Consider the following 16,927-nt stretch of genomic DNA (forward strand, 5'->3'; position numbering starts at 1 on the left):
GGACCCGGCTCCGCGACGTACGACCCGCCGAGCCGCGATCCGGCATGCCCGCGCGCCCCCACCGCTCACCACTCACCACCATCTGCAAAGGACACCCCGTGCGTGAGGAAACCGTCCACAGCGACATCACCGTCATAGGCGGCGGCCTGGCCGGAGTCTGCGCCGCGATCGCGGCCGCCCGCCTCGGCCGCAGCGTCGCCCTGGTCCACAACCGGCCCGTCCTCGGCGGCAACTCCAGCAGCGAGGTACGCGTCTGGGTGTGCGGGGCCACCGCCCACGGCGTGCACCGATGGGCCCGCGAGACGGGCATCATGGGCGAGCTGTACACCGAGAACCAGTACCGCAACCCCGAGGGCAATCCGTACTACTGGGACCAGGTGGTCCTCGACGCCGTGCGCGCCGAGGAGGGCATCCGGCTGTTCCTCAACACCGACGTCCGCGAGGTCGCCGCCGACGGCCCGGACGACGACCGCCGCATCACCTCGGTCACCGGCTGGACGATGGGCTCGGAGCGGCTGACGACCTTCACGTCCCCGGTCTACCTCGACTGCACCGGCGACGGCCTGATCGGCTTCCTGGCGGGCGCCGAGCACCGTGTCGGCCGCGAGTCGAAGGCCGAGTACGGCGAGGAGTGGGCGCCCGAGCAGGCCGACGGACAGCTGCTGGGGTCGACGATCCTCTTCTACACCAAGGACGCCGGCCGCCCGGTCAAGTACGTGCCGCCCGCGTACGCCAAGGACATCCTCACCACCCCCATCCCCGAGCACCGGCTCATCCGCACCGGCGACAACGGCTGCGACTACTGGTGGATCGAATGGGGCGGCGAACTGGACACCGTCCACGACAACGAGCGCATCCGCGACGAGTTGTGGTCCGTCATCACCGGGATCTGGGACCACATCAAGAACTCCGGCCGGTTCGACGCGGACCACCTCACCCTGGAATGGGTCGGCTCCATCCCCGGCAAGCGGGAGTACCGGCGCTTCCTCGGCGACCATGTGCTGACGCAGACGGAGGTCATGGCGCAGGAACCGTTCGAGGACCGGGTGGCGTTCGGCGGCTGGTCGGTGGACCTGCATCCGGTGGAGGGCATGTACGCCAGCAGCCCGGGCGCCCGGCAGCGCTATTCGGACGGCGTCTACCACATCCCCTTCCGCAGCCTGTACTCGCGCAACGTCGGCAACCTCCTCTTCGCCGGCCGCAACATCTCCGCCACCCACATCGCCTTCGGCTCGACGCGCGTGATGGCCACCTGCGCCACGATCGGCGAGGCGGCGGGCACGGGCGCCGCCCTGTGCGTACGCGACGGCGTCACCCCGCGCGAGCTGGCGCGCGGGCGTGAGCTGCAGCAGACGCTGCTGCGCCAGGACGCCTCGGTGGTGGGCGTACGCAACGACGACCCGGACGACCTCGCGCGCTCGGCGCGGGTGTCGGCCTCCAGCGCACTGGAGCGGCTGGCAGTGGAGCCGGCTGAAGGGATCACGGTCGAGCGGTGTCCGCTGGACCGCGATCTGGGCCTTCTGCTGCCCGTGGACCCGCGGCTGGAAGGGCTGGAGCTGCTGGCGGACGCGGACGCCGAGACGGCGCTCCGGTTCGAACTGTGGGACACCGTCCGGCCGGAGAACGCCGTGCCGGCGAAGCTGGTGCGGTCCGTCAGCCGCCCGGTCGCGGCTGGCAAGGGACAGTGGATCGCCACCGGCCTGGACTGGGAGCCGGACGAGCCGCGCAACTGCGTGGTGGTGGTACGGGCGAACCCGCACGCCGCGCTGCACCTCGCGGACAGCCGGCGTACCGGGGTGCTGGCCCTGGCCCGCAAGCTCACGGGCGAGCCCGGCGTGGACCACGACATCCCGGAGGAGGACGGGCAGCCGGTCGCCGACTGGGTGGCGCGCGGAATGCGCCGCAGGAGCTTCTGCTTCCGGCTGGACGCCCCGACCCGGGCCTACTCGCCCCTGAAGGCCGTGGGCGGCTACCAGAGGCCGTACGGAGGCCCTCAGCTGTGGCAGTCGGCCGGACCCGCGCCCGGATCGTGGCTGCGCCTGGACTGGGACGCACCGGTCACCCTGGCCCAGGCCCGCGTGGTCTTCGACGACGACGTCGACGAGTACCTGAACAACCTGCACCGCCACCGCACTCCGTACGAGGTGATGCCGGAGCTGGTCCGCGGCTACCGCCTCGAGGCGCTGGTGGACGGCGCCTGGCGGGCGCTCGTCGAGGTCCGCGGCAATCGCCGTCGCCACCGGGTCCACGACTTCCCCGCGGTGACGACGACTGCGCTGCGCTTGCTGGTGGAGGCCACGCACGGCGCCGCCGAGGCACGCGTCGTGGCGCTCCGCGCCTATGCGTGACATACGGCCGCCCCGCCGAAGGCCTCGGCGGGGCGGCCGTATCAGGCGCAGTTCACCGCTGTACGAACTTCACCGCGTCCGCGTGCGCGCACCCCGTGCCGCTCGCCGTCAGGGAGACGGCGGCCGAGGTGCCGGCGGCGTAGGACTGCGTGCCGAGGGACACCCAGCCCGAGGTGCCGGAGCGTTCGTCGACGGTGCGCGTGGAGACCGTGCCCGCGTTGTCGAGCGTGACCTTCCCCGCCGGATCGCCGCCCGTGCCGGAGACGGACTTCCAGATGTACGCCTCGTACGAGCCCGCCGCCCGGATGTTCGGCCGCCAGGTCGCCCTGTCACCCGCCGTGCAGCCGTAGACCACCGGGGAGCCGAGCGTCCAGCCGGTCAGCGAGCTGGGCTGCCAGGTGCCGGTGGTGGTGAAGCCGTAGGCGGCGGGACCGTCGTTGTCGACGTAGTAGTCGCGCTGCCAGTAGCGCACGTAGTCGAACTGGACGGCGGACGGCAGCTTGCTCACGTCCGGCGCCCCACCGTAGGCGATGGAGGTCAGCCAGACACTGGTGTAGTCGTGCGTGCCCTGCTGCGGGCCGTACGCGGCGCTGTAGCGCTGCACGCCGTCGATGGAGAAGGTGACGCCCGTCTCCCTCCAGTCGAAGCCGTAGGTGTGCCACTGGCGCAGGTCCAGGCCGGTGTCGTAGCTGCCCGAGCCCCAGTGAAGGGCGCCGTCGGAGGTCGGTCCCCGCCAGGCGTGGACGTTGTGCGAGGTCCTGGTCGGGTTGACGGAGTCCGTCTCGAAGCCGTCGACCTCGGTGCGCCGGTCCTCGGGGAAGGTCGTGCTGCCGTCCCCCGCCATCAGCCAGAAGGAGCTGTGCCAGCCGGCGCCGTCGTTGATCCTCGCGCGGGTCTCGTAGTAGCCGTACCGCAGTTTCTTGCGGGAGATGACGCCGCCGCCGGTGAAGCTCTTCCCGGCGTAGCTCTCCTGCTTGAGGTTGATGCTGAGCGCTCCCCCGGAGACGGTGACGTTCTCCGGGCGCTGGGCGCTGTTGGCCTTCACGTCGGTGCGGTAGGTCCAGGCGGAGGTGTCGACGGCCGTCCCGTCGAACTCGTCGGCGAAGGCCAGCGCCCAGCCGGTGCCGGGCGCCTCGGCGACTGCCGCCTCCTGGGGCACGGTTGCGGCGGCCGGTGCGTTCAGGGCGGCACCCAGGGCCAGGGCGCCGGCCGCGGAGGCGGCTGCGTAACGCCAGACACTCTTCATGGTCTTCCTTCCTCGCAAGTGACATCCGTATCGCAGGAAGAGTGTCCACATGTTGCAAGCGCGTCAACCCCTGCGGCAGCGGCGGAAATCGCCCGCACGAGGCCTCGATCCTGGGCAACTCTGCAAGTCCCAAGCCACAGGGGGTTGACGCACCCGCAATATGTGGGCAACGATCCCGCATGTTGCAAGTCAGATTCACTGGAGTGGTCGATGGCATCCGATCAAGGCAACAACCAGAGCGTGGAACGGGCGATGGCCGTCCTGGGGGTCTTCCTGGGCGGGCATCCCGAGCTGCGGGTCTCCGACGTCGTGCGGATGACCGGGCTCGGCACCTCGACCGCCTCCCGGTTGCTCGCCACCCTGGAGTCGCTGGAGTTCGTCGAACGCGACGGCATCAGCGGCCTGTACCGGCTCGGCACCGCGCCGATCACCCTCGGCGGGGTGGCCGTGAACCACCACCCCGTGCACCGCGAGGCCCGGCAGCTCGCGCAGGAGCTGGCAGCCCGCCTGGGCCTGGGCGCCAACGTGGCGATCCGCCACGGCGCCACGCTGCTCTACCTGCTGAACTTCGAGGGCCGGCACGCCCCGCGCAACACGGTCCTCACCGGCCAGCGCAAGCCGCTGCACGCCACGGGCCTCGGCAAGTGCCTGCTGCTGGCACTCACCCAGGAGGAGCGGCGCGAACTGCTGCCCGAGGAGCGGCTGCACGGCTTCACACCGTCGACGATCACCACCCACACCGAACTGGACAAGGAGCTCGAGGTGTCCGCCCGGCGCGGCTATGCCACCGAGGTGGAGGAGCTGGCATACGGCCGCTCCTGCGTGGCCGCCCCCGTGCGGGACCGGGCCGGCACGATCGTCGCCGCGATCTCCATCTCCGGGCCGCTGTCCACGGTCGCCCTCGACAGGCGCGAGGAGGAGCTGGCGCGGGCCGCCATCGAGGCGGCCGACTCGATCAGCGTCGGCCTCGGCTACGTCGGCCCGCGCGCCGCCGTCCTGGACACACGTGCGTCCGTCCCGGGACCGCACGCCGCCATCTCGGACAGGAGCCGCTCATGACGCTCGCCTCCCCCACGCTCAAGAGCTCCGACGAGGGCGGGTCCGCACACGGCCGGAAGCTCTCGAACGGCGCCTTCGCGATCCTGCTCACCCTCCCGGGACTGGCCCTCTTCGCCGCGATCGTGCTCTACCCGCTGATCGCCTCGATCACGACCGGCTTCTTCAAGCAGGACCTGCGCTTCCCCGGCCGCACCTGGGTCGGCTTCGACAACTTCGCCGACGTCCTGTCCGACGACTTCACCGCGATCCTCGAGCACACCCTGGTCTTCACGATCGGCGCGACGGTGGCCCCCTTCGTCATCGGCCTGGCGCTCGCGCTGGCCCTGAACTCCGGGATCAGGGGCTCCGGTTTCCTGCGCGGGATGTTCCTCTTCCCCTGGGTGATCCCCGGTGTCGTGGTGTCCTTCCTGTGGATGTGGATCTTCAACGCCAACTACGGCGTGCTGAACGGCGCCCTGCTCAAGGCCGGGATCATCGACGAGAGCGTCAGCTGGCTCGGCGAACCGACCACCGCGATGCTCGCCGTCATCATCACCAAGACCTGGGCCAGCTTCCCCTGGATGATGGTGATGCTGCTGGCCGGTCTGCAGACCGTGCCGCAGGAACTGCACGAGGCCGCCGCGGTCGACGGCGCCGGCGCGGTCCGCCGCTTCCGCGCGGTCACCTGGCCGGGCATCCGGGCCGTCGCGGGGATCACGGTCCTGCTGGAGTTCATCTGGAACTTCCAGCACTTCGACACCATCTACGTGCTCACCGGCGGCGGCCCCGCCGGCGCCACCGAGACGTTCGCCGTCGCCGTCTACCAGGACGCCTTCAAGGGATACGACCTCGGCCACGCCACCGCACTCGGCGGACTGTGGATGCTGCTGCTCCTGGTCCTCGTCGGGGTGTACCTCAAGACCTCGGAGCGGGAGACCAAGTGACCATGACCACCGCACAAGCCGCCCGGCGGCCGCAGGTCCAGGAGCCGGTGCGCAGCGCCCCGCCGGCCCCCGCACGCCGCCGCGGCCGCCGCCCCGACCAGATCCGCTCCTCCGTGGCCGCCTGGACCGCGGTGGCGGTGATCGGCCTGTTCGGCCTGTTCCCGCCGTACTGGATGCTGGTCACCGCGCTCAGCCCGGAAGGGCAGGTGTTCCAGTTCCCGCCGAAGTTCGTCCCGACCGGGCTGACGCTGGACCACTTCCGCGAGTTCGCCGAGAACGAGCAGCTCTTCGACTACATGGTCAACAGCGTCATCGTGTCGGTGGTCACGGCCGTGCTGAGCGTCGTCGTCTCGACGTACATGGGCTACTCGTTCTCGAAGTTCCGCTACCGCGGCCGCAAGTCGCTGATGAACTTCGTGCTCGCCTCGCAGATGTTCCCGCAGGCGCTGCTGCTGATCACCCTGTACGCCGTGTTCCGCCAGTTCGGCCTGCTCGGCACCTACACCGCGCTGGTCCTGTCGTTCGCGACGTTCACCATGCCGCTGTGCGTGTGGATGCTGAAGGGCATCTTCGACACCGTGCCCGACGCGCTGCTGGAGGCGGCGGCCATCGACGGCGCCTCGCGGTGGCGGACCCTGCACTCCATCGTCGCGCCGCTGGCGGCGCCGGGCATGATCGCGGCCGGGCTGTTCGCCTTCGTCCGCGGCTGGAACGACTTCCTCTTCGCCCTCACGCTGGCCAACAAGGACACCATGACCCTGCCGCCGGGCCTCGTGAACACGTACATCGGCGAGTTCCAGACCTCGTGGCCCGCACTGATGGCCGCCTCGCTGGTCATCTCGGTGCCCGTCACGGTCGCCTTCATGTTCCTGCAGCGCTACCTCGTCGGCGGGCTGACCGCCGGCGCGGTCAAGAGTTGACGGTCACGTCATGACCACCGCCGGCTGACACCCCACGGCCGGCCTCCCGTCCCTCATCAGTCCTTCTAGGAGACCCGCATGTCCGGATACGGAATGAACCGCCGCAACGCCCTCAGACTTCTCGGCCTCGGCGCGATGGGTACCGCCATGGCCGCCTGCGCCCCCTCCGGGACGGGAGGCGGCTCCGACTCGGGTGACACGAAGTCGAAGGACTTCGGCTTCTCCTCCTGGTCGCTGAACGAGGAGTCCAGCAAGGCGCGGATACAGAAGATCGTCAGCGACTGGGAGAAGGCCCACAAGTCCAAGATCTCGACCACCGCGTACCCGTACAACGAGTACCTGCAGCAGTTCACCCTGAAGCTCAACGGCGGCGAGATCACCGGCGCGGTGCACCTGGACATCGCATGGCTCGCGGCCATCGCGCAGATGGGCAAGCTGGCGGACCTCAAGGACGTCGCGGCGAAGGGCGGCTACACCGACGTGGCCCTGCAGTCGGGCCAGTACGGCGGCGTGCAGTACGGGCTGCCGTGGACCACCGGCTCCATCGGCCTCATCGGCAACCAGGACCTGCTGATCGAGGCCGGCGTCAAGCAGCACCCCACGACCATCTCGGAGTTCGAGGACGCCCTGCGGGCGCTGAAGGAGCTCAAGGGCATCACGCCGTACGCGGCCGCCACCAAGGTCGCGCAGCTGAAGGACATCTTCCCGTGGATGCAGACCTTCGGCTGCACCATCCTGGAGGGCGAGACGGTCACCATCGGGGACGACGCCTCGATCGACGCGGTCGAGTGGTACAAGAAGCTGCACGACGAGAAGCTGATCGCCAAGGACGTCGACCGCTTCGACGCGCGCGCCCTGTTCGGCCAGGGCACGGTCGGCTTCTACGACGACGCCGTCATCGGAAAGGGCGCCACCCTGGCCACCGCCAAGGACAAGAGCCTCGCCTCGCGGATGGTGCCGGTGCCGCGGCCCGTGGTGAAGGCCGGCGACCAGCCGCGCGCGCTGCTGTGGGGCGGAGTGATCGCGGTGGTCAAGGGCGACGGGCAGGAGGCCGCCACGGACTTCGCGCTGCACACCACCTCGGACACCAGGACGGTGGTGGAGCACTTCGAGGCGCTGGCGCTGCCGCCCACCACGACGGAGGGTCTGGCCGACCCGAAGGTCGCGGTGGACACCTTCACCAGCGACTGGACCGAGATGATCACCAAGACGGCCACCCCGGGCCCGTTCTGGGCGTACGCCAGGAACGCGCAGATCGAGGAGGCCGTCGCCAAGCAGGTGCAGGCGGTGCTGGTGGGCCAGTCGTCGGCCAAGGACGCGATGAAGAAGGCCGGCGAGGAGGTCGCCACGCTGATCAAGGACTGAGCCCGTCACCGCAAGAGGTGGACACGGATGCGGTCGATGCGGTCGACTGCTCTGTGAGGCTCCGCCTCGTCAAGCGCGGCCGTCGCCGTCGAGGGTTCGGCGAACGGCTGCGGGAGCCCGGCCCCCGGACCGCACCCGGGGTGCCGGGCCCACTCGTCGACCGGAATCAACCGTTGATCGGGATCAACCGTTGAACGTCCACTTCTGGTTGGCGCCGCCGGTGCACGTCCACAGTTGGGTGGCGGCGCCGTTGGCGGTGCTCCAGTCCTTCACGTCCAGGCACTTGTTCGCCGGGACGTTCACCACGTCGTGGGAGCCCGCGTTGTACGCCCAGCGCTGGGCGCCCGTGCCGTTGCACTCCCACAGCTGGACCCGGGTGCCGTCGGCCGTTCCGGCGGCCGCCGCGTCCAGGCACTTGCCCAGCGCGCGGATGGTGCCGTCCGAGCCGACCGTCCAGCGCTGGGCGGCGGTGCCGTTGCAGTCGTAGAGCTGGACGGCGGTGCCGTTCGCGGTGTTCGCGCCGGCCACGTCCAGGCACTTGCCGCCGTAACCGGTGAAGGTGCCCGTACCGCCGCCGGGGCTGTCGGAGGACGTCACCCGGACGTAGTCGACGACCAGCCGCTGGGGGAACACCGTGCTGCCGTCCGGGTCGCCGGGCCAGTAGCCGCCGACGGCCAGGTTCAGGATGAGGAAGAAGGGCTTGTTGAACACCCAGGGGTCGCCGCCGAGATCGGCCGGGGTGCGCCGCTGGTAGACGTTGCCGTCGACGGACCACGTGATCGCGTCGGGCGCCCAGTCCACGGCGAAGGTGTGGAAGGCGTCGGCGAACGCCCCGCCGCCGGGCAGTGTGTACGCCCCGCCGATGCCCTCGGCGCCGGAGTAGCCGGGTCCGTGCAGGGTGCCGTGCACGGTGGACGGCTCGAAGCCGACGTTCTCCATCACGTCGATCTCCCCGCTGGCCGGCCAGCCGACGGAGCCGATGTCGTTGCCGAGCATCCAGAACGCCGGCCACATCCCCTGCCCGCGCGGGATCTTCATACGCGCCTCGACGTGGCCGTACGTCTGGGTGAAGCGGCCGGAGGTGTTGAGCCGGGCCGAGGTGTACTCGCACCGGCCGTACCAGCACTGGTAGTTGCCGGGGTTCTCGCGGCGGGCCGTGATCACCAGGTTGCCCTGGCCGTCCAGGGCCGCGTTGGCGCTGCCCGCCGTGTAGTACTGCCGTTCGTGGTTGTTGACGTTGTCGCCGGTCTCGATCAGCCATTTACCGCCGTCGGCGGCCGCTCCGGCGGGGCCGTCGAAGGTGTCCTCGAAGGTCACCGCCAGCGGTGCCGCCGCCGCGGGACCCGCCTGCGCCGCGGACGGCGCGAGGAGGGACGCGGCGGCGAGCACGCCGGCGAGCAGGAGTACGTGCAGTCGTGAGTTCATGGAACCGCCTCGGTGGGGACGAGCTTTGGTCCATACCTGTGCGGTCCGCAAGTCAACGCACTTGATGCGCACCCGTCAATTCATACGGCAGGGTTCCGGAACTCCGGAACTTCCGCCGACGGACCGCGAAGGCCGCCGAGAGGAGCAGCGGAACGGCGGCCAGGGCGAAGCACGCGGCGACGGGCACCTCCCCCGCGAGCTGGCCGGCCCCGGCGGAGCCCAGCGAGCTGCCGAAGTTGAAGGCGGTGTTCACCCAGGTGCCGATCCGGATCCGGTTCTCGTCCGTCGCCGACTCGTCGGCGAGCAGATAGGCGGTCGTCAGCGCGGGCGACACGAGCACCCCCGCCACCGCGAGCGCCGCGCCGAGCGCCCACAGCCCGGGCGCCAGCCCGGCGGCGGCCAGCACGCCGGCCAGCGCCGTGGTCAGCAGCGGCAGCCGCACCCGGGCCGGGCGGCGCCAGGAGCGGGTGCCGTACAGCAGCCCGCCCAGCGCGCTGCCCACGGCCAGCGCCGCCTCCAGCCAGGCGACGGCCTCGATCCGGCCGCGCCCGTCGGCGTACACGACGAGCAGCAGGGTCAGCGCGCCGAGCATGAGGCCGAGCCCGGCCGCCGCCGCGACGGGCTGGACGGGCACCCCGCCCGGCCCGCGGGGTCGCCGGACGGGCCGCTTCCGGGCCGTCGACCGCAGCGGCGGCGCGGCGGTGAACGCCAGGGTGCCGGCCAGTACCAGACCGGCGCTCACGGCGACACCCGCCGCCGGCCGGACCAGCGCCGCCAGCAGCCCGGCGATCAGCGGTCCGGTGACGAACAGCAGCTCCTCGCAGACCGTGTCGAGGCTGTACGCCCGCTGCCGCAGCGCGGGTTCGGGCACGATCTCGCTCCAGACGGAGCGCATCGTGGGCCCGAGCGGCGGCGCGCACAGCCCCGCCAGCCCGCCCAGCGCGGCGAGCAGCCACACCGGCGCGGTCCCGGGCCGCCAGGTGGCGGCGGCCAGGGCGGTGAGGGTGCCGCCGTAGACGACGGCCATCGGTACGAGGGCACGGCGGGCGCCGTACCGGTCGATGAGCCCACCGCGCACCGGGGCGAGCAGCGAGCCGGCCAGACCGAACAGCGCGATGACGCCGCCCGCCACGGCGTACGAACCGGTGCTCGCGGTGAGGGCGAGCATGAGGGAGAGGAAGACCGTGCCGTAGGAGAGGCGACCGGTCAGGGACGACAGGAAGGTGCGGGCGGCGTACGGCGTGCGCAGCACGGCAGCGTACGACGGCGCCCGTTCGGGCGTGGACATGGGATCTGTTTCCTCAACAGGCGTGCGGACAGGGACGCGGACGGCCTGTCACCTGACGGTGCGGCCGGGCGTCGTCTACGCACGGGAGAGGAACATGGGCAGGACCGTACCAGTGGCGCCGTCCGGGCGCCAGACGGCATCGGCAGCCGCGCCCTCAGATCCCCAGCCTGGCATGTGCCATGAAGCCCAGGCTCGTCGAGATCTGGTCCGCGTACTCGATGACCTTCGCGGCCAGCGAGTCCTGGCGGGAGGCGAGGTCCATCGCCGACAGGGAGCCCGAGACCGACAGCGCGGCGACGACGTCCCCCGAGCGGTCGCGCACGGGTGCCGCGAGGCAGGCGCGGCCGAAGGCCAGCTCCTCGATCTCGGTCGCGTAGCCGCGCGCGCGTACCTCGTCCAGCGCCTGCTGCAGTCGGTCGAGGGAGGTGAGGGTGTGCGGGGTGTACGCCGGATACGCCTTGCCCATCACCTCGCGCACCTCGTGCGCGGTGAGCCCGGAGAGCAGCGCCTTGCCCATCGCCGTGGAGTGCAGCGGCGCGAGCCGCCCGGTGAGCGTGAAGGACCGCGGGGCGAGCGGGCCCTCGAAATGGCACAGGTAGAACATCTGGTCGCCGTGGCGCTCGGCGACGTTGGCGCCGAGGCCCAGCTCGTACGCGAGGTTCTGGGCGATCTGGCGGGAGGCGCGGTGGACCGGCGACTGGTTGAGGGCGATGCCGGCCAGGGCGACCACCTTGGGACCGATGCGGTGCAGCCCGCTGCGCTCGTCCCGCGCCAGATAGCCGAGCGCCTCGAGCGTCGCCACCAGGCGGGACACCGTCGACTGGCCGAGCCCGGTCAGTTCGACCAGTTCGGCGATGCGCCGCTCGGGCTGTTCGTCGGTGAAATAGGAGAGCAGGGAGAGCGCGCGCTCCACGCTCTGCGTGCCCGTGACCGCCGCACCTGTGGCCCCCGACCGCACCATCGTGACCCCTGACCTCTCCCTGACTACGTCATCCAGCATGTGGATGCTACATGGAATGACGGACGCGGGACGGGCGGAATGAGCCAAGAGGACCGACTCCTCTCCCAGTGCCTGGCGCACTTCCCGGACGGGTAGCAGACTCCGCCGCAAGGACCCATTCCTGACGAATGCCGAACCCAAGGAGCGGCAGCATGAGCACGAACAGGGCAGTTGCGTATCTCAAGCCTGGGGCCGTCGAGGTGCAGACCATCGACTTCCCGACCCTGGAGCTCAAGGACGGACCCGGCGTCAACCCCGCGAACGTCGGCCGGAAGGTTCCTCACGGAGTGATCCTCAAGGTCCTGGCCAGCAACATCTGTGGCAGCGACCAGCACATGGTGCGGGGCCGGACGACGGCCCCCGAGAACCTCATCCTCGGCCACGAGATCACCGGCGAGGTGATCGAGACAGGCCCGGATGTGGAGTTCCTGAAGGTCGGGGACCTCGTCTCCGTCCCGTTCAACATCGCCTGCGGGCGGTGCCGGAACTGCAAGGAGCGCAAGACCGGTGTCTGCCTGAACGTCAATCCCGCACGCCCCGGAGCGGCATACGGATATGTCGACATGGGCGGCTGGGTCGGCGGCCAGGCGGAGTACGTGATGGTCCCGTACGCGGACTTCAACGCGCTGCGCTTCCCCGACGCGGCCGAGGCCCGCGAGAAGCTCCTCGACCTCACGATGCTCTCCGACATCTTCCCGACCGGCTTCCACGGGGTGGTCAGCTCCGGCGCGCAGGTCGGCAGCACGGTGTACATCGCCGGCGCGGGCCCGGTGGGCCTCGCGGCGGCCGCCGGCGCCCAGCTGCTGGGCGCGGCGGTGGTGATCGTCGGCGACCTCAACGCGGAGCGGCTGCAGCAGGCCCGCAGCTTCGGCTGCGAGACGGTGGACCTGACCCGCGGCACCCCGGCGGAGCAGATCGAGCAGATCCTGGGTGAGCCGCAGGTGGACTGCGCGGTCGACGCGGTCGGCTTCGAGGCGCGGGCGCACGGCGAGAAGTCCGAGGAGGCACCGGCCACGGTCCTCAACTCGTTGATGGAGCTGACCCGGGCCGGCGGCGGCATGGGGATCCCGGGGCTGTACGTCACGGAGGACCCGGGCGGCATCGACTCCGACGCGAAGATCGGCGCGCTGAAGATGCGGCTGGGGCTCGGCTGGGCGAAGAGCCTGGCGTTCGTCACCGGCCAGTGCCCGGTGATGAAGTACAACTTCCATCTGATGCGCGCGATCCTGCACGGGAGGGTCCATATCGCCAAGGCCGTCAACGCCACGGCGATCCGCCTCGAGGATGCGCCGCGCGGTTACGCCGAGTTCGATCAGGGCGCGAGCCGCAAGTACGTACTCGACCCGCACGGGGCGCTGGGCGGGGTCCGGCCTGTGTGAGCCGACGGCTGTTTGACGGCGTCCGGCCTGGATGAGCCGACGGCTGCCGGGTTGGACGGCGTCCGGCCCGGCATGAGCCGATGCCACCGGCCGGAGGCGAGCCTCGCCTCCGGCCGGTGGCCTTTGTCAGGGGTCCCCCGCCCCGTATCTGACCAGGCTGGTCGGCACCAGCGTGCGCCGCGGCGGCTGGGCCGCTCCGTCTCCGAGCCGGCCCAGCAGCAGACGGCCCGCCTCACGGCCCAGCTCGTCGCTGTCGTAGGCGACGAGGGTGAGCGGCATCCCGAGCGCGTCGGCCAGCTCGAAGTCGTCGAAGCCGGCCAGCGCGGCCTTCGAGCGCGTGGCGCGCAGGGCGTGGAACGCACCGATGGTGTTGCGGTTGTTGGAGCAGAAGAGCGCGGTGGGCGGGCGCGGCAGCGCCAGCAGTTCGCGGGCCGCGGCGGCGGCCTCGTCGGTCTGCTGCTGACCGCGTCGCACCAGCCGCTCGTCCACCCGTACGCCCGCCTCCTCCAGCGCGGCCGCGTATCCGCGCAGCCGCTCGGCGCCCGTGTAGACGGCGGGCGGGGAGCCGAGGAAGCCGATGCTGCGGTGGCCCTGGGCCAGCAGGTCGCGGGTGGCGTCGCGGGCGCCGCCGAAGTCGTCGACCAGGACGCAGTCGGCGTCGAAGCCGGACGGCGGTCTGCTCGCCACGACCACGGGGACGCCGCCGGCCGCCGCTGCGGCCAGATGCCGCTGGTCGCTGCCGGCGGGGACGGCGATGATGCCGTCGACGCGGCGGGCGATCAGGTCCTCCACCAGGCTGCGCTCACTGTCGAGGTCCTGTCCGGTGTTGGCGATGACGGCCTTGAGCCCGTGCGGGGAGAGGGCGGCGTCGACGCCGAGGGCCAGCCGGGAGTAGAAGGGGTTGGCCAGATTGGTGACCAGCAGGCCGACGAGGCCGGTGCCCCTGCCCAGGCGCAGGCTGCGGGCCATCTCGTTGGGGCGGTAGCCGAGCTCGGCCGCCGCCGCCCGCACCCGCTCGCGGGTGGCGGCGGAGACCTTGGCGTCGTCGCGCAGGGCGCGCGACACCGTCATGGCGCTGACACCGGCGCGCTCGGCGACGTCGCGCACGGTCGGCGGGCCGGACCTGGGGGCACGGGCGTCGGGCATATGGCTGGTGGCCCCTCTCTGCTCGGCTCTCGCTCTCGGCTACGGCGGTCCTGTCGCGGATCTCCGGCAACCGCTCCCGGCGCCCGTCCCGGCGGCGCCTGACGTCAGCTCCCGGCGGCGCGCGCGGCGCCGACCAGTGCCGCCGTCTCGCCGAGTCCGCTCGGCAGCACCGTGACCGGAGTATGCCCGAGTCCGGACCGCAGCGCGGGCTCTACGAGATCCCAGGACCCGGTCATCGACCCGCCGACCACCAGCGCCGTCGCCCCGAACTCCCGTATCCGGGGGCCCAGCACCTCCCCCAGCGCCGTGAAGGCGTCGGCCAGTACCCGGCCGGCCCGCCGCTCCCCCGCCCGTGCGCGCTCGCCGATCTCGCGTACGTCGGCGTCCGGGTCGCCGTACGCCGTGCGGATGGCGCGCCGGGAGACCGTGTCCTCCAGGGGTGCGTCCGCGAAGTCGAGCAGGTCCACCCGGCCTTCGGGCGGTACGCCGGGACCCTCCTCGTGTATCCGCCCGTCCGCGAGGAACGCCGAGCCCACGCCCGTACCGAGGGTGATGCCCACCGCGCGGCGGTGGTCGCGGGCCGCGCCGGCCACCGCTTCGCCGAGGAGGAAGGCGTGGGCGTCGTTGAGGAACACGGCGTCGCGCGGGGTGTGCCGGAGCCGGTCGAGGAGCGTCGCGCGGACGTCGACGCCGTACAGGCTCTCGAACTTGCCGACGCCCTCGTAGCGGGCCACGCCCTTGGCGTAGTCGAACGGTCCGGGCACCGCCACGCCCCACACCGCGTCCTGCGGTGCGGGGACGGCGGCGGCGCAGCGCAGGACGGCGTCGAGGATGTCGCCGGCGCTGCCGTGGCAGTCCAGCCGGCGCCGGACGCGGGCGCTCACCCGGGTGCGGCGCGGGTCGACCAGGGCGGCGGTGATGTGGGTGCCGCCCAGCTCGAGGACGGGCCTCGGCCCGGGGGCGGCGGTCAACGGACGAGTGCCTTGACGACCCTGACGGGTCCGTTCACCGGGTGCAGCCGGTAGCCGCCGACCGCGGCGGGTACGGTCAGTGTCTCCGCGTACGCGAGTTCGTGCCGGTCCCCGGCGTCCGTCTCTACTGTCACACCATCCCCCTCGACCACATTGAGCACATGGAACCGTCCCGCCGTATCGTCCTCGGCCGGACCCGTCCCGTCGAGGGTCATACGGCGTACTTCGTAGAACATCTCGTCCAGCGCGCCGAGCAGCTCCTCGCGCCAGCCGGGGCCCTCGCGCAGGTCGCGTGGAATTTGTACGAGGTCGCGGGCAACGGAATCGCCGATTCTGGTGGTCTCTAGATTTGCGAGGCCGTGTTCGTAGGGCAGCGGGCGGGGGTTGCCTTCGGCGTCGGGTCGCAGCCAGTCGTAGAAGCGCAGGCTGTAGAGATAGGGGGTGGCGCTGATCTCCAGTACGAGATTGCCCGCGCCGCTGGCGTGCGGGGTGCCGGCGGGGATCATGAAGAGCTGACCCTGCTCCGCCGGAAACGACAGGACATGGTCCTCGGGGTCCATGGGCACGCCGTCCCGGGCGGCCTCCTCGACCTGCTTGCGGAACAGCTCGGTGTCCGCGTCCTCGCGCAGGCCGAGGAAGACCTTGGTGTCCTGGCTCCCCACCGTCAGGTAGTACGTCTCGTGCTGGGTGTAGTCCCAGCCGAAGCGCTCCCGCATGTACTGCTCCTTGGGGTGGCAGTGCAGGGAGAGATTGCCGCCGCCGACGGTGTCCAGATAGTCGAAGCGGATGGGGAAGGAGGTGCCGAAGCGCGCGTGCACCGCAGGGCCCAGCAGTTGCTCGGGGTGCAGGACGCACAGGAACTGGAAGGGGACCTCGGCCTGGGCTTCCGGGCCGGTGCCGAGGAGGATGCCGGCCTCGGGGGCGATGAGTTCGTAGCCCAGGGCGGAGTTGCGGGCGCCGGGGTTGAAGCCCAGCTCGCGCTGGGCCCAGTGGCCGCCCCAGGGGGTGGAGTTGAAGAACGGCCGGGTGCGCACCGGGCGGCGGGCCAGCGCGGCCAGGGTGGCGCGCAGGCCGGGTCCGTCGAGGTATACGGGGCGCCCGGGGTCCTGGACGTCCAGCCAGGCGTCCAGGCGGGCCGCCAATCCGTCGCGGTGGCGGTCGAGCATGGGCCAGTCCACGTAGAACAGCCGCCGGAGGTCGGCCGGTTCCCCGGGCAGGCCGAGGTTCGCGCCCGTGCCGGCGGCGATGGCGGCCTCGGCGTGGCGCTTGGGGGTGTCGGCGTACCAGAGCACGTCGTGCGGGAGGAGGGCGGCGCCGGGGCCGTAGACGATGAGCAGCTCCCCGTCTGCCGGGACGGGCGGGGTGGGGAGGGAGTCGAAGAGGTCGGAGAGGGGGTTGTCGGCGAGTCTGCAGTAGTAGGGGTCGTCCCTGTCCTCGGGGCGGACGGTGCGGGCGTGGACCGCGGCGGGCGGTGCGTGGTGCGCGCGCATGTCGAGGGTGCGCACGGTGCGCTGCGCCGCGCCCGCGGCCAGCCGGCCGGCCAGGGTGTCCCAGTCCACGGACGGGGGGCCGTCGACGGCCACGGTCGCGGGGTACGGGGGCAGTTCCGCGGCCACGGCCTGCCAGCCGGCGGTCAGGACGGCCTGGGGGGCGGGGGCGTAGCGCGGGTCGAGCCGGTACACGCAGTCTCCTTATCGCTGGGGTGCTGAAGTGCTGGGGTGCTGAAGTGCTGACGTGCGGGGGGTGGGTGCAAGGTGCTGGGTTGCTGAGGTGCTGGGCCGCTGACGTGCCGGGTCGCTGACGTGCCGGGTCGCTGACGTGCGCTTGAGCCGGCCGGGCGCACGCGGACCGCCCGCA

General features: G+C 71.6%; 13 protein-coding genes. 6 read left to right on the top strand and 7 right to left on the bottom strand.

The window, feature by feature from the left end; genetic code table 11:
• Positions 1-98: 98 nt before the first annotated feature.
• The gene (locus tag AB0M28_RS25360; protein ID WP_365409253.1) at positions 99-2,348 is read left to right on the top strand and encodes an FAD-dependent oxidoreductase; all 2,250 of its coding nucleotides are present in this window, start codon (positions 99-101) and stop codon (positions 2,346-2,348) included.
• A 52-nt stretch (positions 2,349-2,400) separates the two neighbouring features.
• Here the strand turns inward: AB0M28_RS25360 and AB0M28_RS25365 are convergent, their stop codons facing one another.
• Positions 2,401-3,594: a family 16 glycosylhydrolase gene (locus AB0M28_RS25365; RefSeq protein WP_365409255.1), complete on the bottom strand. Its 1,194-nt coding sequence runs from the start codon at positions 3,592-3,594 to the stop codon at positions 2,401-2,403.
• Between the two features lie 210 nt (positions 3,595-3,804).
• Between AB0M28_RS25365 and AB0M28_RS25370 the strand changes: the two genes are divergently transcribed.
• The 4 genes from AB0M28_RS25370 to AB0M28_RS25385 all read left to right on the top strand — a co-directional run bounded on the left by AB0M28_RS25370 (position 3,805) and on the right by AB0M28_RS25385 (position 7,861).
• Complete coding sequence (locus AB0M28_RS25370) at positions 3,805-4,653, top strand: IclR family transcriptional regulator (RefSeq protein WP_365409258.1); 849 nt, start codon at positions 3,805-3,807, stop codon at positions 4,651-4,653.
• Positions 4,650-5,576, top strand: coding sequence for a sugar ABC transporter permease (locus AB0M28_RS25375; RefSeq protein ID WP_365409261.1), 927 nt, complete (start codon positions 4,650-4,652; stop codon positions 5,574-5,576). The genes AB0M28_RS25370 and AB0M28_RS25375 overlap by 4 nt, the downstream gene beginning before the upstream one ends.
• Before the next feature lie 2 nt (positions 5,577-5,578).
• On the top strand, positions 5,579-6,496 hold the full coding sequence (locus AB0M28_RS25380) for a carbohydrate ABC transporter permease (protein ID WP_365409264.1): 918 nt from the start codon (positions 5,579-5,581) through the stop codon (positions 6,494-6,496).
• Positions 6,497-6,574: 78 nt separating this feature from the next.
• Positions 6,575-7,861, top strand: a complete 1,287-nt coding sequence (locus AB0M28_RS25385; protein ID WP_365409266.1) for an extracellular solute-binding protein — start codon at positions 6,575-6,577, stop codon at positions 7,859-7,861.
• A 183-nt stretch (positions 7,862-8,044) separates the two neighbouring features.
• On the opposite strand, the gene AB0M28_RS25390 is transcribed toward AB0M28_RS25385, so the two are convergent.
• From AB0M28_RS25390 to AB0M28_RS25400, 3 genes are all read right to left on the bottom strand, one after another.
• The gene (locus AB0M28_RS25390) at positions 8,045-9,286 is read right to left on the bottom strand and encodes a family 16 glycosylhydrolase (protein WP_365409269.1); all 1,242 of its coding nucleotides are present in this window, start codon (positions 9,284-9,286) and stop codon (positions 8,045-8,047) included.
• A 52-nt stretch (positions 9,287-9,338) separates the two neighbouring features.
• Complete coding sequence (locus AB0M28_RS25395) at positions 9,339-10,574, bottom strand: MFS transporter (protein WP_365409271.1); 1,236 nt, start codon at positions 10,572-10,574, stop codon at positions 9,339-9,341.
• A gap of 154 nt (positions 10,575-10,728) precedes the next feature.
• A complete protein-coding gene (locus tag AB0M28_RS25400; protein ID WP_365409274.1) occupies positions 10,729-11,574 on the bottom strand; it encodes an IclR family transcriptional regulator in 846 nt (281 codons plus the stop codon).
• A 152-nt stretch (positions 11,575-11,726) separates the two neighbouring features.
• Between AB0M28_RS25400 and fdhA the strand changes: the two genes are divergently transcribed.
• Positions 11,727-12,953 carry a formaldehyde dehydrogenase, glutathione-independent gene (gene fdhA, locus AB0M28_RS25405; protein ID WP_365409277.1) on the top strand — a complete coding sequence of 409 codons (1,227 nt, stop codon included), beginning with the start codon at positions 11,727-11,729 and terminating at the stop codon, positions 12,951-12,953.
• A gap of 126 nt (positions 12,954-13,079) precedes the next feature.
• On the opposite strand, the gene AB0M28_RS25410 is transcribed toward fdhA, so the two are convergent.
• From AB0M28_RS25410 to AB0M28_RS25420, 3 genes are all read right to left on the bottom strand, one after another.
• Complete coding sequence (locus AB0M28_RS25410) at positions 13,080-14,099, bottom strand: LacI family DNA-binding transcriptional regulator (protein ID WP_365409280.1); 1,020 nt, start codon at positions 14,097-14,099, stop codon at positions 13,080-13,082.
• A 104-nt stretch (positions 14,100-14,203) separates the two neighbouring features.
• Positions 14,204-15,070 carry an ROK family protein gene (locus tag AB0M28_RS25415; protein WP_365409283.1) on the bottom strand — a complete coding sequence of 289 codons (867 nt, stop codon included), beginning with the start codon at positions 15,068-15,070 and terminating at the stop codon, positions 14,204-14,206.
• Entirely contained in the window at positions 15,067-16,752 is a 1,686-nt protein-coding gene (locus AB0M28_RS25420; RefSeq protein WP_365409286.1) for a hypothetical protein, read from the bottom strand. Before AB0M28_RS25420 ends, AB0M28_RS25415 begins: the two co-directional genes overlap by 4 nt.
• Positions 16,753-16,927: the final 175 nt, after the last annotated feature.

Source organism: Streptomyces sp. NPDC051940 (genome assembly GCF_040680895.1).
GTDB lineage: Bacteria > Actinomycetota > Actinomycetes > Streptomycetales > Streptomycetaceae > Streptomyces.